Source organism: Roseateles albus, assembly GCF_028595345.1.
In the GTDB taxonomy this organism is placed as follows: Bacteria; Pseudomonadota; Gammaproteobacteria; order Burkholderiales; family Burkholderiaceae_C; genus Paucibacter_A; species Paucibacter_A albus.
The window spans coordinates 403,806-418,104 of sequence record NZ_JAQQXT010000001.1; the positions used below are offsets into that span (position 1 = coordinate 403,806).

General features: G+C 60.0%; 9 protein-coding genes. 7 read left to right on the forward strand and 2 right to left on the reverse strand.

Going from position 1 to position 14,299, the window contains the following annotated elements:
- Positions 1–17: 17 nt before the first annotated feature.
- Together PRZ03_RS01675 and PRZ03_RS23895 are read left to right on the forward strand one after the other, a co-directional pair.
- Complete coding sequence (locus PRZ03_RS01675; protein WP_273598731.1) at positions 18–1,379, forward strand: serine/threonine-protein kinase; 1,362 nt, start codon at positions 18–20, stop codon at positions 1,377–1,379.
- An 85-nt stretch (positions 1,380–1,464) separates the two neighbouring features.
- Positions 1,465–1,854 (forward strand): hypothetical protein, encoded by a 390-nt coding sequence (locus PRZ03_RS23895; protein ID WP_318014133.1) that lies wholly within the window; start codon positions 1,465–1,467, stop codon positions 1,852–1,854.
- 8 nt (positions 1,855–1,862) lie between these two features.
- Here PRZ03_RS23895 and PRZ03_RS01685 read toward each other — a convergent pair whose 3' ends face one another.
- On the reverse strand, positions 1,863–2,318 hold the full coding sequence (locus PRZ03_RS01685; protein ID WP_273598732.1) for a DUF2214 family protein: 456 nt from the start codon (positions 2,316–2,318) through the stop codon (positions 1,863–1,865).
- Between the two features lie 8 nt (positions 2,319–2,326).
- On the reverse strand, positions 2,327–3,235 hold the full coding sequence (locus tag PRZ03_RS01690; protein WP_263534938.1) for a LysR family transcriptional regulator: 909 nt from the start codon (positions 3,233–3,235) through the stop codon (positions 2,327–2,329).
- A 157-nt stretch (positions 3,236–3,392) separates the two neighbouring features.
- On the opposite strand from PRZ03_RS01690, the gene PRZ03_RS01695 reads away from it, so the two are divergent.
- From PRZ03_RS01695 to PRZ03_RS01715, 5 genes are all read left to right on the forward strand, one after another.
- Positions 3,393–5,570, forward strand: a complete 2,178-nt coding sequence (locus PRZ03_RS01695) for a malate synthase G (RefSeq protein ID WP_273598733.1) — start codon at positions 3,393–3,395, stop codon at positions 5,568–5,570.
- Between the two features lie 220 nt (positions 5,571–5,790).
- Positions 5,791–8,598, forward strand: a complete 2,808-nt coding sequence (locus PRZ03_RS01700; protein WP_273598734.1) for a TonB-dependent receptor plug domain-containing protein — start codon at positions 5,791–5,793, stop codon at positions 8,596–8,598.
- Between the two features lie 300 nt (positions 8,599–8,898).
- Complete coding sequence (locus tag PRZ03_RS01705) at positions 8,899–11,853, forward strand: TonB-dependent receptor domain-containing protein (protein ID WP_273598735.1); 2,955 nt, start codon at positions 8,899–8,901, stop codon at positions 11,851–11,853.
- Positions 11,854–11,978: 125 nt separating this feature from the next.
- On the forward strand, positions 11,979–12,794 hold the full coding sequence (locus tag PRZ03_RS01710) for a PI-PLC domain-containing protein (protein ID WP_273598736.1): 816 nt from the start codon (positions 11,979–11,981) through the stop codon (positions 12,792–12,794).
- A gap of 227 nt (positions 12,795–13,021) precedes the next feature.
- On the forward strand, positions 13,022–14,293 hold the full coding sequence (locus PRZ03_RS01715) for an NAD(P)/FAD-dependent oxidoreductase (RefSeq protein ID WP_273598737.1): 1,272 nt from the start codon (positions 13,022–13,024) through the stop codon (positions 14,291–14,293).
- Positions 14,294–14,299 lie beyond the last annotated feature (6 nt).

Genomic DNA, 14,299 nt, shown 5'->3' on the forward strand with positions numbered 1-14,299 from the left:
TGCGTATGATGGTCGTCATGTCCTCGGACCTCGAATTGCCATTGGAGCCAAATCTCGACTTGCCGGTCTACATCGGCAAGTACAAGGTGCTGCGCCGCCTGGGTGAGGGCGCCACCAGCGATGTGTTTCTGGCCTTCGATGAATTCCGTAAGGCCGAAGTGGCGATCAAGCGCATGCGGTCTTGGGCCACGCAAAGCCGTGCCGGACAGCAGGGCGACTACAGCTTCCACTTCTACGCCGCCGAGGCCGCGCTGGCCGGGCGGCTGCAGCATCCCAATGTGGTGCAAATCCTCGACGCTGTGCCCGAGCAGGACGCGCCCTATCTGGTGATGGAGTTTGTGCCCGGCGTGACGCTGAAGCATTTTTGCCGCAGTGACCGGCTGCTGCCGCTGGACCAAATCGTCGAGCTGGGTTTCAAATGCGCGATGGCCTTGAGCTATGTGTTCCGCCAGGGCTTGATCCACCGCGACGTCAAACCGGCCAATTTGCTGGCGGTGCTGGACGGGCAGGGTCAGGTCACCGATGTCAAGGTCAGTGATTTCGGCAGCGCGCTGAACCTGCATTCCGATTCGACGCAGGTGCACCGGGTTGGCTCGCTGGCCTATATGCCGCCGGAGCAGATCGAGGGTGGCGATGTCGATTGCCGCGCCGATGTTTACGCGCTCGGCGCCGTGCTTTATCACCTGGTGGCCGGCCGCCCGCCCTTTGATGCGCCCAGCCAGATGGCCTTGATGCACCAGATTTACCACCAGGCACCGCCTTCGCTCGTGGGGCTGCGCGGCGGCGTGACGGCGGAGTTGGATGCGGTGATTCTGAAGGCGCTGTCCAAGCACCCGGAAGAGCGCTATGCGGACTGGGAAGCTTTTGGCCGCGCGCTGTCGGAGTTGGTGTCCAAGCAATTGGTGCCGCTGGCCAGACTTTATGAGGTGAAGGATTCTGAGCGCTTCAATATGCTGCGCGCGCTGGAGTTCTTTGCCGGTTTTGGTGATGTGGAACTGTGGGAAGTGGTGCACCGGGGCCGCTGGCGGCGTTTTCCGCCGGAGCATGCGCTGTACAAGCGTGGCCAGGAAGGCAATACCTTTCACATCATTGCGCAAGGTGCGGTCGAGGTGTTCAGGGAAGGAAACAAGGTCGCCACGCTGGGTCAGGGCACCTCGGTCGGTGAGATGGCTTACCTTGCGCCTAACCCCGACCTGCGGCGGCACAGCACCGATGTAGTGGTGAGTGAGATCTGCACCACGATCTCCTTCACGCCCGAATCGCTGGGGATGTTGAGTCCGGAATGCCAGCACCGCTTCGACCGCGGCTTTATCCAGGTCTTGGTGCGGCGCTTGCATGCCGCGCATGAAGCCATCGCCCATCCGCGCCGCATCATGTAAACCCGTCTTGAGCTTGTCGCGTTGTCATGCTTGAATTGATCGTCAGGTAGTTTTCAATCCTTCCATCCACTCAGAAAGATCTCAGATGAAGAAACTGATTAGCTTTGCGGCCTTGGCCACGCTCGCCTTCGCCGGCGTCGCTCACGCAGCAGACGCCACTTGTGAAGCGCAAGCCGCCGAGAAGAAGCTGCACGGCGCGGCGCAGACCAGCTTTTTGAAGAAGTGCAATGCCGATCATCCGGCCGCTGGCAATCCCGCTTGTGATGCCAAGGCTGCCGAGAAGAAATTGCATGGCGCGGCCAAGACCAGCTTCGTCAAAAAATGCACGGCCGACGGCGGACCCGCTGCCGATGCAGCGGCTCCGGTCGCTGACGCTGCCGCCACTTGCGCAGCCAAGTCTGCCGAGAAGAAGCTGGCCGGCGCGGCCAAGACCAGCTTTGAGAAGAAGTGCGTGGCTGACGCCGCCGCCAAGTAAGTCGTTACTTAACTGATGCCCAAACCGCGTGCCAACATCACGCCGGCTGCGGGTATCAACAAAAGCAGGTGCGCGGTTCGCATGATTTGCGCCCGCACCGCCTTGATCTCGCCTTCGAGCGGCAGCGCGCCTTGATGGTTCAGCTGACCGAGCCAGCGCCTGAAGGCCAGGCTGGGTTTGACCGAGAGCAGCAAGATCAAGAGCATCAGCCCCAGCTTGGCCCACCAAAGCGGCTGGCCGGCGTACCAGGTGGCGCTCTTGATGCCCCAGATCGTGCGCGCCAGGCCGCTGGCCAAGACCAGGGCGCCGGCTGTGAGATAGATTTTGTCCAGCACCACTAGCCGCCGCACGACGGCCGCGTTCAGCCATTCGACGCGGCAAAGGGCCGCCTGGCTGCTGATAAACACCACCACACTGAGAATGGCAGCGATGTGGAGGTAGGCCAAAATTGCTTCTAGATTCATGCTCATCGTCATCTATTGAGCCAATAGGCATCGTTGCCATAGCTCAGTTTTAAAAAATCTATCCATAAACGCACGCGCAGTGGCAAGTGTTTGCGCTGCGGGATCAGCACAAAGATGCCATTCGGCGGCGCGGCGAAGCTGCCCAGCACGGCGACCAGCCGGCCGGCCTGGATGTCGGCCTCGACCTCCCAGGTGCTGCGCCATGCCAGCCCCAAGCCGGCCAGGCACCAGTCGTGCAGCACTTGACCGTCGCTGCAATCGAGCCGGCCGCCCGGGCGCGCGAAGATCACTTCGCCGTCAACGCTAAAGGCCCAGCCGCGCGTCTGGCTGGCGTCGGAGCTGAGCATCAGGCAGCTGTGGCGTGCCAACTCGCTCGGGTGCTGCGGCGTGCCGGCGCGCTTCAGATAGGCCGGGGTGGCGACGCACAGGCGCCGGTTGTCGGCCAAGCGCACGCTGACCAGGCTGGAATCCGGCAGGTCGCCAACGCGCACCGCGCAATCAAAACCTTCGCCGCTGATGTCGACCACGCGGTCGCTCAGGTTCAGTGAAATGCTGACGTCCGGGTGCTCGGCCAAGAACTCCGGCACCAAGGGCGCAACATGGCGGCGGCCGAAGCCGGCCGGGGCGGTGATGCGCAAATGGCCGCTGGCCTTGACGCCGCCGGCGCTGACGCTGGCTTCGGCGTTGTTGAAGTCGACCAGCAAACGCTGGCAATCTTCCAGAAAAGCGCTGCCTTCATGCGTCAGGCTGATGCGCCGGGTGGTGCGCAGCAGGAGCTTGACGCCCAGGCGCGATTCCAGCGCGTCGATGCGCCGGCCCATCACCGCCGGGGCCACGCCCTCGACTTGTGCCGCGGCGGTCAGGCTGCCGCGGGTGGCTACCAGAACAAAGGATTCGATCTGCTTGAGGCGGTCCATGTCGCTGATTGTGCTGCTGTGCCGAGCTAAAAAACTCGTGTTTCGTCTGATTCATGCAAATTAATCAGGTATTCCATGCGTCTGAGGCGATGAATGGCGTCAGCAAAGTCGAATAGATTCTGGGCATTCCGTTTTATTTGTATCGAGGCCCCACACCATGACCGCACGCACTCAAGTCCACGGTTTGCAAGTCGCGACCGAGCTTTTTAACTTCATCGAGCAGCAGGTGCTGCCCGGCACCGGCGTGAGCGGCACCGCTTTCTGGGTCGGCTTCGATGCCATCGTCAGCGACCTGGCGCCCAAGAACATCGCCTTGCTGGCCGAGCGTGACCGGCTTCAAACCGACTTGGATGCCTGGCACCGAGCCCACCCCGGCCCGATCACCGACATGCCCGCCTACCGCGCGCATCTGGAGCAGATCGGCTACCTAGTACCGGCGCCGGGCGCGTTGCAGATCAGCACCGCCCATGTGGACGCTGAGCTGGCGCTGCAGGCCGGCCCGCAGTTGGTGGTGCCGATTTTGAACGCCCGCTATGCCTTGAACGCCGCCAATGCGCGCTGGGGTTCACTCTATGACGCGCTCTACGGCACCGATGTCATCTCGGAGAGCGGCGGCGCCGAGAAAGCCGGCCGCTACAACCCGGTGCGCGGTGAGAAGGTGATCGCCTTTGCCCGTCAGGTCTTGGATCAAGCTGCGCCTTTGTCGAACGGATCACACAAAGATGCCACCGCCTATCGCGTCGAGTCGGGCCGCTTGGTCGTGGCACAGGGTGCGAGTGTCACCGGCCTGGCCGATCCCGCTCAGTTCATCGGCTATCAAGGCGAGGCGGCGGCGCCGACTTCGGTGCTGCTGTGCCACAACGGCTTGCATCTAGACATTCAGATTGATCGAAGCACTGCGATTGGTCAGAGCGACGCCGCGGGGGTCAGCGATCTGATCTTGGAGGCAGCGTTGTCGACGATTCTGGACTTGGAGGACTCGGTCGCTGTTGTCGACGCCGAGGACAAGGTCTTGGCCTACGGCAATTGGCTGGGTATTCTCAAAGGCACGCTGACCGAGGAAGTCAGCAAGGGCGGCAAGACTTTTTCGCGCAGTCTGAACCCCGACCGCACCTACACCGCTGCAACAGGTGGCGAGGTCAAGCTGCATGGCCGCTCATTGATGTTTGTGCGCAATGTCGGCCATCTGATGACCAATCCGGCCATCCTTTATGGCGCGGGCCAGGAAATCCCTGAAGGCATCATGGACGCCGTCATCACGACGACGATCGCGATTCATGACTTGCAGCGCAAGGGCAATTCGCGGACCGGCTCGGTTTACATCGTCAAGCCCAAGATGCACGGCCCGGCCGAAGTCGCTTTTGCCTCCGAGATCTTTGGGCTTGTCGAGGCGATGCTGGGCCTGCCCGAGAACACCGTCAAGCTCGGCATCATGGACGAAGAGCGCCGTACCAGCGTCAATTTGAAGGCCTGTATTGCGGCAGCCGCCAGTCGCGTTGCCTTCATCAACACCGGCTTCCTGGACCGTACCGGTGACGAGATGCATACCGCTATGCAGGCCGGTCCCATGTTCCGCAAAGGCGATATGAAGACCAGTGCCTGGATTGCGGCCTACGAGCGCAGCAATGTGCTGACGGGCCTCTCCTGCGGTTTGCGAGGCCGCGCCCAGATCGGCAAGGGCATGTGGGCGATGCCCGACCTGATGGCGGCGATGCTGGAGCAAAAGATCGCTCATCCCAAGGCGGGGGCCAATACCGCCTGGGTGCCGTCGCCGACCGCAGCGACGCTGCATGCCTTGCACTATCACCAAGTCAATGTGGCAGCGGTGCAAAAGGAGTTGGAGCAAGTCGACGCGGACGCCGAGCGCAATTCAATCCTGGATAAATTGCTGCAAATTCCGGTGGTCGCACAAGCGAACTGGTCGGCAGCCGAGATTCAGCAGGAGTTGGACAACAACGCCCAGGGTATTTTGGGCTATGTGGTGCGCTGGGTGGATCAGGGTGTGGGTTGCTCCAAGGTGCCGGATATCCACAATATCGGCCTGATGGAGGATCGCGCCACGCTGAGAATTTCCAGCCAGCATATTGCGAACTGGTTGTTGCATGGTGTGGCGACTTCGGCTCAGGTGCATGAAACCTTCGAGCGCATGGCTGCGGTGGTGGACGGGCAAAACGCCGGCGACGCGCATTACCAGCCGATGGCCGGGCACTTCGACAACTCGGCAGCCTACCAAGCGGCGCTGGACCTGGTCTTCAAGGGCTTGGAGCAGCCCAGCGGCTATACCGAGCCGCTGCTGCATGCTTGGCGGCTGAAAGTGAAAAAAACTAGGGGTTGATGTTTCGGTCTGTTTCTGATTGGGGTTTCCCTAGCGCATTTGCACCCCCGATTTCGGGGGTTTGTTGCATGGCCGTCACGGGGATATGTCGCCATGTCTTTTGGCAGGGGGTGTCGGTAAAGTTTCGTAACGAAAAGCAGCTGGCCTGGCCGGCCTCGCCCGAAACAGGCGGGTCATCGGCGGCAGCGATCGTGATAAACCACTACCCCAAGGTTAAATAATGATGTTTTTGAAAACGCATAAAGCCAGCGCAGTTCGCCTGGCTGTGATTGCCGCGATGGGCGCGATGACTGTTTCGGCGCAGGCTCAGAACGCTCAACTGGAGCGTATTGAAGTCACTGGCTCGAGTATCAAGCGCATTTCCAGCGAAGGTGCTCTGCCGGTGCAGGTGATCTCCGCCAAGGACATTGCTCGTTCGGGCGCGACCTCGGTCTCCGACGTGATCCGCAATCTGCCTGCCATGCAGGGTTTTCAAATCGCTGACACGGCGGCCGGTACCAACTCTGGCGGCATCAGCACCGCCAACATCCACGACATCGGCTCCAGCTACACCCTGGTGTTGTTGAATGGCCGCCGTATTGCGCCTACCGGCGACGGCAGCACGGTCAACCTGAATTCGATCCCGATGAGCGCGATCGACCGCATCGAAGTGCTGACCGATGGCGCTTCCGCCTTGTACGGTTCGGACGCGATTGCCGGTGTGGTGAACTTCGTGCTGAAGAAGAACTACCAAGGCGGCAACGTCGTTGCCAGCGGTATGGTGCCCCTGGAAGGCGGCGGCAAGTCGGCCTATGCCAGCTTGACCTATGGCATTGGTGACATCGACAAGGACCGCTTCAACGTCTTGATGTCCTATCGCCATGACCAGCAGCAGCAGTTGAAGGCGACCGACCGTGCTTTCGGCAGCACCGCCTACATCCCCTTCGAGTACGGCGGCAAACAATACATCTATGACCGTACCAGCCCTTCGGCTGTGCCGGCCAATGTGACGGTGACGGCCAAGAACGGCGCCAACGGCAAGCCCCTGTTCCCTGCCTACGCCTTCAACCCCTATGCAAAGGCTAATGGCGGCAAGTGCGCGGACCGTAACTTCTCCAACCTGACTAATGTGGTCGGCGTGCAAGAAACCTGCGGCTTCGACTATGCCAACACGATCGAAATCTACCCCGAGAGCAAGCGTGATTCGCTGTTCGTTTCGGGCCAGTTCAAGGTCAATGACAAGCTGTCCTTCTACTCGGACGTGGCGCTCGCCCGTTTTGACCTGACTGCCCGTATTGCAGCAAATCCGGTGCCGGTGGCAATCCCGACCTCGACCGACCTGTTCGCGAAGTATGTTGCGCCTTACCTGACGCCAACGCAGATCGCGAACTTGTCCCTCGAAACCGACAAGACCAGCCCCAACTTCGGCAAGCCACGCGTGACTGCAAGCTATCGTGCGCAAGACTTCGGCACACGTGACTCGCAGACCATCACGGACTCCAAGCATTTCGTCATCGGTGCCGAAGCCGAGTTGGCCGGCTGGATCATGAATGGTGGTCTGACTTGGTCGCAAAACTCGATCAACGAGAAGTATGTCGGCGGCTACTTCAAGAAGAACGAGTTCATCAGCATGGTTCAAAAGAACCAGTTTGATCCCTTTGCAGAAGCCGGCAAGCAAACACCTGCAACGCTGCAGTTGATGGCCGATTCGATCTATCACGGCACCGTGCGCAATGGCGAAACAACGCTGACCGGCGCCGACTTCCGCGCTTCGCGCGAGTTGTACAAGCTGCCGGCCGGTGACTTGAGCCTGGGCCTGGGTGCTGACATTCGCGAGCAGCAGTACACGAACACGCCAACGGCCGATGCCGTCAATGGCGTGATCTATAACTACGCAGCCGCCAATACTTTTGACGTCAAGCGCAAATCGGGTGGTGTGTTCGGTGAGTTGTTGATCCCCGTGATCAAGAACCTGGAGCTGACCGCTGCGCTGCGTTACGACACCATCAAGAAGACCGACAACGCTGTGACCGGCAAGTCTGTTGGTGAGGACTTGAGTGCGACAACCTACAAGATCTCTGGCCGCTACCAAGTCGTGCCACAGGTCCTGCTGCGCGGCTCTTACGGCACCGGCTTCAAGGCGCCTGATATGTTGACCCTGGCTTCGCCTTTGTTGTCCAACGGCGTCACCGCTGCCAGCTTCGACTGCCCATTCCCAGGCACCTCGCCATGCCAGCCTACTCGGCGTCAATACAGCCAATTGGCTGGCGGCAATGAGTTGGTCAAGCCCGAGAAGTCGGAGCAAATGGCTTTCGGTATCCGCTTCGAGCCTAATGCATCGTTTGGCATCGGCGCTGACTACTACAACGTCTACATCACCGACGCGATCAGCGGTGTGTCGGCTGCGCAAGCTTTTGCCGAGCCTGCCAAGTTCGCCAACCTGTTCACCACCTATCAGCAGCCGGCCGAAGACAAGCCTTACTACGCGTTTAAGAGCGTCTCGACCAATATCGGTCGCTCGAAGAATAGTGGCATTGACTGGGACATCGTCGGCCGTACCAACCTCGAAAACCTGGGCCGTTTGACCCTGGGCTTGGCCGGTACCTATGTGATCGAATCTTCGTATACGCTGCCGGGCACCAATGACCAGTACACCAACAGCTTGGGTCAGTACAACGACGTCAGCGCTTCGGTGACCTTCCGCAACAAGGTGCTGGCAACTGCCACCTTGGACACGGGCAAGTTCACCAACTCGTTCACCTTGAACTGGAAGTCGGGCTACAAGGACAAGTTGGCCGACGTGCGTGACGTCGCGACCAATAAGTTGACCAAGGTTGCCGTCGATGTGCCGCGTTCGTCGACGCTGGATTGGCAAGGTGTCTACCGCCATAACAAGGCCGCTACGCTGACCGTTGGCGTGAAGAACTTGTTCAATCGTGAACCTGAGTTCTCGCTGCGTGACTCTTCTGGTCACCAAGTTGGCTATGACCCACGTTATGGCGACACGCTGCAGCGTCGCGTTTACGTGACCGGCGGTTACGACTTCTGATCAAGAAGCCGTCAATCGAAGGTTTTAGAAAGGGGCTTCGGCCCCTTTTTTCTATTTGAGGGAGAGCGTGACCCCTACGGGATACATGGCGCTAGAAAAATTCCTTCTACACGAGCTTTGACCCGTATTTAGGCTCCTGTCTCGCCGCTGCCACAGGTGTTCATACCTGGGTAAATTGGTGGAAACCCGCTTTAGACTGAAGGTGGCAAAAATTGGTCAGGGGTCACGCCGTCCACTCGGCGGCGGCGATCCGATGGCTAAAGCTTGGTCACCCACCAATCCTCCGAGGAGTCTTCCCAAATGTTGAAACAACCCAAGGTCAGCGCCATTGGCGCTGCTGTTTTTATCGTGGTCGGCACTATGGCCGCAGGCGCAGCCCAAGCGCAGACCGCAGAGCCGCAAAAAATCGAGCGTGTGGAAGTGACAGGCTCGCGCATTCTGTCGATGAATGCGGTTTCCGCCGCGCCAATCCAGGTCATGACTTCGGCCGATATTGCCGCATCTGGCGTGACCAATTTGCAAGAGCTGCTGACCAAGAGCCCTTTGTTCGTGGCCGGCAATAGCCGCACCAACTCCAATTTCCAGACCTCCGGCGCTGGCGTTTCCACCATCGACCTGCGTGGTCTGGGTACCCAGCGTACTCTGGTGCTGGTGAACGGCCGTCGTTTTGTGTCGGGCGTGCCTGGCTCTTCCGACGTTGACCTGAATACCATCCCAACCGACTTCATTGAGCGCGTTGAAACGCTGACCGGCGGCTCTTCGGCCACCTACGGCTCTGATGCGATCTCTGGCGTGGTGAATATCGTGCTGAAGAAGGGCTTTGAGGGCTTGACCGTCAATGCTCAAACCGGCCGCACCACCGAAGGCGACGGTACCAAGCAAATCTTGAGCGGCACCATGGGCGCCAACCTTGCTAACGGCAAGGGCAATGTGATGATTCATGGCGCCTACACCAAGGAAGGCGCCGTCTATGCGCGCGACCGCGGTTGGGCCACTGACGAAATCTCGACCGGCGCTGGTGTGACCGGTGAAGCGGCTGATTTGTTCGCGGTCACCGCACCGTTCTTCTCCAGCTTCGCTCCGCAAGGCCGCTTCTTCTTTAAAGACGCAGACGGTAAGAACAAGAACTACACCTATGACGCTGCTGGTAAGGAGATCCCCTTCTCGACCAATGGCCCTGCCGGTGACGGCGTGGGTGCTACCGGCTTTAACCGCCAGGCTTACCGTGCGATCGCTGTGCCAACCGACCGCTTCCTGTTGGCCGCCAAGGGTGACTATGCCTTGAGCGACGAGCACACTGCCTTCTTCGAAGGCACTTACGCCGCCACCAAGACTCGCTCCAATATCGAGCCCTATCCACTGGATTCGATCAACATCAACAAGGCTTCGGGTGGCTTGATCCCGGCCGAGTTCATGGTGGGTGGCGTGAAGATGCGCAACCCGTTGGTGCCGGATTATTTGTACTCGCGTGCGACTGACCGTGACGGTGACGGCCTGAAGGACTACAACTTCACCCGCCGTATGTCGGACTTCGGCGGCCGCACCGCCGGCGCCGAGCGCGACACCTTCCGCGCCTTGGCTGGCCTGAAGGGCGATTTGACCAAGTCTTGGTCTTATGAAGCCTTCGCATCGTATGGCTTCACCAAGGAAGGCCAGACCGGTTCCGGCCAGGTCAATGTCTTGAACTTCCGCAATGCGCTGGAAGCCATTCCCGACGTCAATGACGTCAACGGCAACGGCAACCGCACGGAAGCCATCTGTATGGATGCCAATGCCCGCGCTCAAGGTTGCGTGCCGGCCAATGTATTTGGCGTCAACACGCTGAGCCCTGGTGCCATCAAGTACATCAATGCGCCAAGCTCGATGAACACCAAGATCACCCAAAAGGTGGTCGGTGCTTCGGTTTCGGGTGAGGCCTTTGAATTGCCAGCCGGCCCGCTGGGCGTTGCTGCCGGCGCCGAATGGCGTGAAGAGTCTTCCGACCAGACTTTTGACGCGCTGACGCAGGCCGGCCTGAACGCCGGCAATGCCTTGCCAAACACTGCCGGTAAGTTTGACGTTTCGGAAGCCTTCGTTGAAGTCAAGGCCCCGCTGCTGAAGAATCTGGCTTTGGTCAAGAGCTTGGACGCCACCGGCGCGGTGCGCGTGGGCAAGTACTCGTCGGTCGGCAATGTCACCAGCTGGACCGGTGGCCTGGACTGGGCCGTGAACTCGATGTTCCGCGTGCGTGCCAATACTGCGTCTTCGACTCGCGCACCTACAGTCGGTGAGTTGTTCTCAGCACCGGCACAGACCTTCCCTTCGGGCATCGCTGATCCTTGCGAAGGCACGACTTTGGCTGGCACCAGCGCGAAAGACGTTGCCTGCCGTGCTAACGCCGGTGTGGCCGCCAATATGGCCGCTAACGGAGGCAAGTTCACGCTGAATCAAGCCGACAAGCAAGGCATGAGCGGTTACGACAGCGGCAACCCTAATCTGAAGGCAGAAAAGGGCCAGTCGACCACGCTTGGTTTTGTAGTCACGCCAAAAGACATCGCGGTGCTGAAGAACGTCGCCATCACGGTTGACTACTTCGACATCAAGGTGACCGACGCGATCGGTTCGCCCGGCCGTACCTTCACGCTGAACCAGTGCTATGGCGGTGGCGATCAAAGCTATTGCAAGTTCGTCGTTCGCCGTCAAGCCAATGCAGGCTCGAACAGCGCCGGTTCCTTGGAATACGTCAATCAGACCCAGGAGAACTCTGGTGGCCTGGGTACCCGTGGTATCGATTTGACAACCGCCTACGCCGAAAACGTCGGACCGGGCCGCCTTGATGCACGCTTGGCTTACACCTACTTGATCCGTGGTTACTACGTGCCGCGCCCAGGCGCCGACACCGATTACAGCACCGGCGAAGTGGGCTCGGCTCGCAATAAGTGGGCTTTCAATCTGGGCTACACATGGGGCAATTTTGGCGTCAAGACGACGACCAGCTTCATCGGCGAGTCCAGGCTGGATGACCAGTTCATGGCTGACTTCCCGGATGCAACGCCCGATCAGTCGAAGATCTCCTCCAAGACCTACTTCGATCTGCAAGGCACTTACACGATGAAGAAGATGCAGGTTTACCTGGGTGTGGACAATCTGTTCAACACCAAGCCGCCTTCGATCCCAAGTGGCGTGTCGGGCAACACCACCGGTACGCGTACGAATGCCACCGTCTATGACGTGCTGGGTTCGCGTTACTACGTGGGTCTGCGCTTCACGATGTAAGCCCCCTAAGGGCATTGAGTTGCCTTCGCTGAAGGCGACTTAGTACAACCCGGCCGGCCGCCAAGCCGACCGGGTTTTTTTTGGACCAGTGTTTGGGCGCCACACATAGGCGCAGGGAGTTCTATATGAAAGAATCTAAATTCTTCGGCGTGCAGCTCAATGTCAAGAGTTTGGCTAGGCGTGCGCTTTTGGGAGGCGTGGCCTGTGCGGCGTTGACTTCAGTGGCTTGGGCACAAGGCAGTGGCGAGGCCGCGGCAAAGCGCAGCTATGTAGCAATCTCGCTACTCGGCGATGACGTCAAAGTCATTTTGCGAGAGAAGCAAACCGGCACCCGTCTGGACGCCAACGTCAAAGAGTCCTTTACCTTGGCGGGCGGTGTTTTCGATGCGGCCGCATTGGCCGCTATGGACCAAAGCGTGCGTCGCGCCGACCCAGGGGCCAAGGTGTTTGCTCTTAAGCTGTCTTCGGCCAAGGTGCTGGGTGACCCGGCCGCGTTGATTGACGGTGATCGTCTGGTCGTGCCCGCCGCCCTCGCGCCTACGCTGGCTCAGTTGAATGCCAGCCACCTGCTGCTGCTGACGCCTCACCGTGCGGAGTCCAAGATTCGCACGCGCGATCAAGCATCTATCGGCTTGGGTTCTTTTGAGGGCTTGGGTTACTACCTGGACCGCGAGACCGAGATGCGTTCGGAAAGTGGCGACAACCAACGCAAAGGTTTTCTGGCCCCTTATGTCTACTTCAAGGTTACGCTGGTGAATCTGGCGACCTTGAAAGTAGAAGGGCGAAAATTCATCACCGAAGGGTATGCGACCATCGGAAAGAAAGGCAGCGAAGCCGTGGATGCTTGGGACATTTTGACCGCGCTCGAGAAAATGGAGTTGTTGCGCGACATGCTGAAGCAAGAGACATCAGACGCCGTCGAGGCATTGATCAAGGGCTAGTCGCCTGCTCAAGCTTTGTGAGCTTTGAAATGCTGTTCGAGCGCCTGGAGCAGACCGTCAACAAGGCCGTGGCTTTCGTACTGCCACAGGCCGCCCGGCTGACCCGGCGCGCCGATGAGGCGGCCAAGATAGAGCCGGAGTGTCTGTGAGGTCTGGGCGCTCAGCGCAGTTCGTCCCCAAGACTTGACGCAACACTAGAATGCGCGGTCGCAAACCAGGATGAATGCATGACAGAACCCAAGAGCAAGGTCGACCCGGCGATGCCGCCAGAGGGCGCTTCGTTGCCCGCAGCTTGCGAAATTTTGATCATCGGCGCTGGCCCCGCCGGTAGCGCAGCAGCCAGGGTGTTGGCGCAAGCGGGCCTGGACGTATTGCTGCTTGATCAACTGCCCCAAGGCCGCGACAAGATTTGCGGCGATGGGTTGATCCCTGATTCCCACGCCGCTTTGGCTCGCCTGGGTTTGCTCGACCAAGTGATGGCGCGTGCGCAGCCGGTCGCGCATGTCGGCTGCATCGGCCCGCGCGGTGGCCGTATCGACGTGCCCGGTCAGCTGGCTGTACTGCCGCGCAGAATCCTGGACGACATCTTGTGCCAAGGCGCACAGGACGCGGGCGCGAAGTTTGTGGCGCCGGCACGCTTCGAGGCGCCGCTGCTGGATGCTCAAGCGCGCGTGATCGGCGCGACCTTGAAGGTCGGCGACGAATTGAGGGAAGTCCGCGCCGACTGGGTGATCCTGGCCACCGGCGCCGTGCCCAAGGCACTGACGGCCGCCGGACTGTGCGAGCGCCACACGCCCAGTGGCGTAGCACTAAGGGGTTATGTACGCGCGCCCAGCATGGTCGGGCGCATCAAGGCGATGGATGTGGTGTGGACCAAGAAGGTGCGGCCCGGCTATGGCTGGATCTTCCCGGCGCCGGACGGCTGCTTCAATATCGGCGTCGGTGTGGCGGGCAGTCACAAGTCGGAAGACGGCAAAGGCAGCAAGAAAGAGCTGAATCTGCGCAAGATCTTCGACGCCTTTGTTGAGAGCTATCCGCCCGCTGCCGAGTTGATGCGCGAAGGTGAGTTGCTGGGCGAATTGAAGGGCGCGCCGCTGCGCTGCACCTTGACCGGCGCCAAGTGGAGCCGCCCCGGCTTGTTGGTCACCGGTGAAGCGGCCGGCAGCACCTATTCCTTCACCGGCGAAGGGATTGGCAAGGCGATGGAAACCGGCATGCTGGCGGCCGATGCGTTGCTGGCGGGCCGCGCCAACGGTGCCAGCGACGCGCAGATTCGCAAGGCCTATGAGCAAAGCCTGACGGCGCTCAAGCCTAAATTCGACCTTTACGAGCGCGCCAATCAGGTCAACGCCCACCCCTGGTTGATCGACCTCTTGATCTGGCGCGCTAACAAGAGCGAGCGTTTGGTCAAACGCATGAGTGGCGTTTTGAACGAAACCAGCAACCCCGGCAATTTGATCAGCCTGAAGGGCTTCAAGCGCCTGTTCTTCGAAGGCTGATGCATC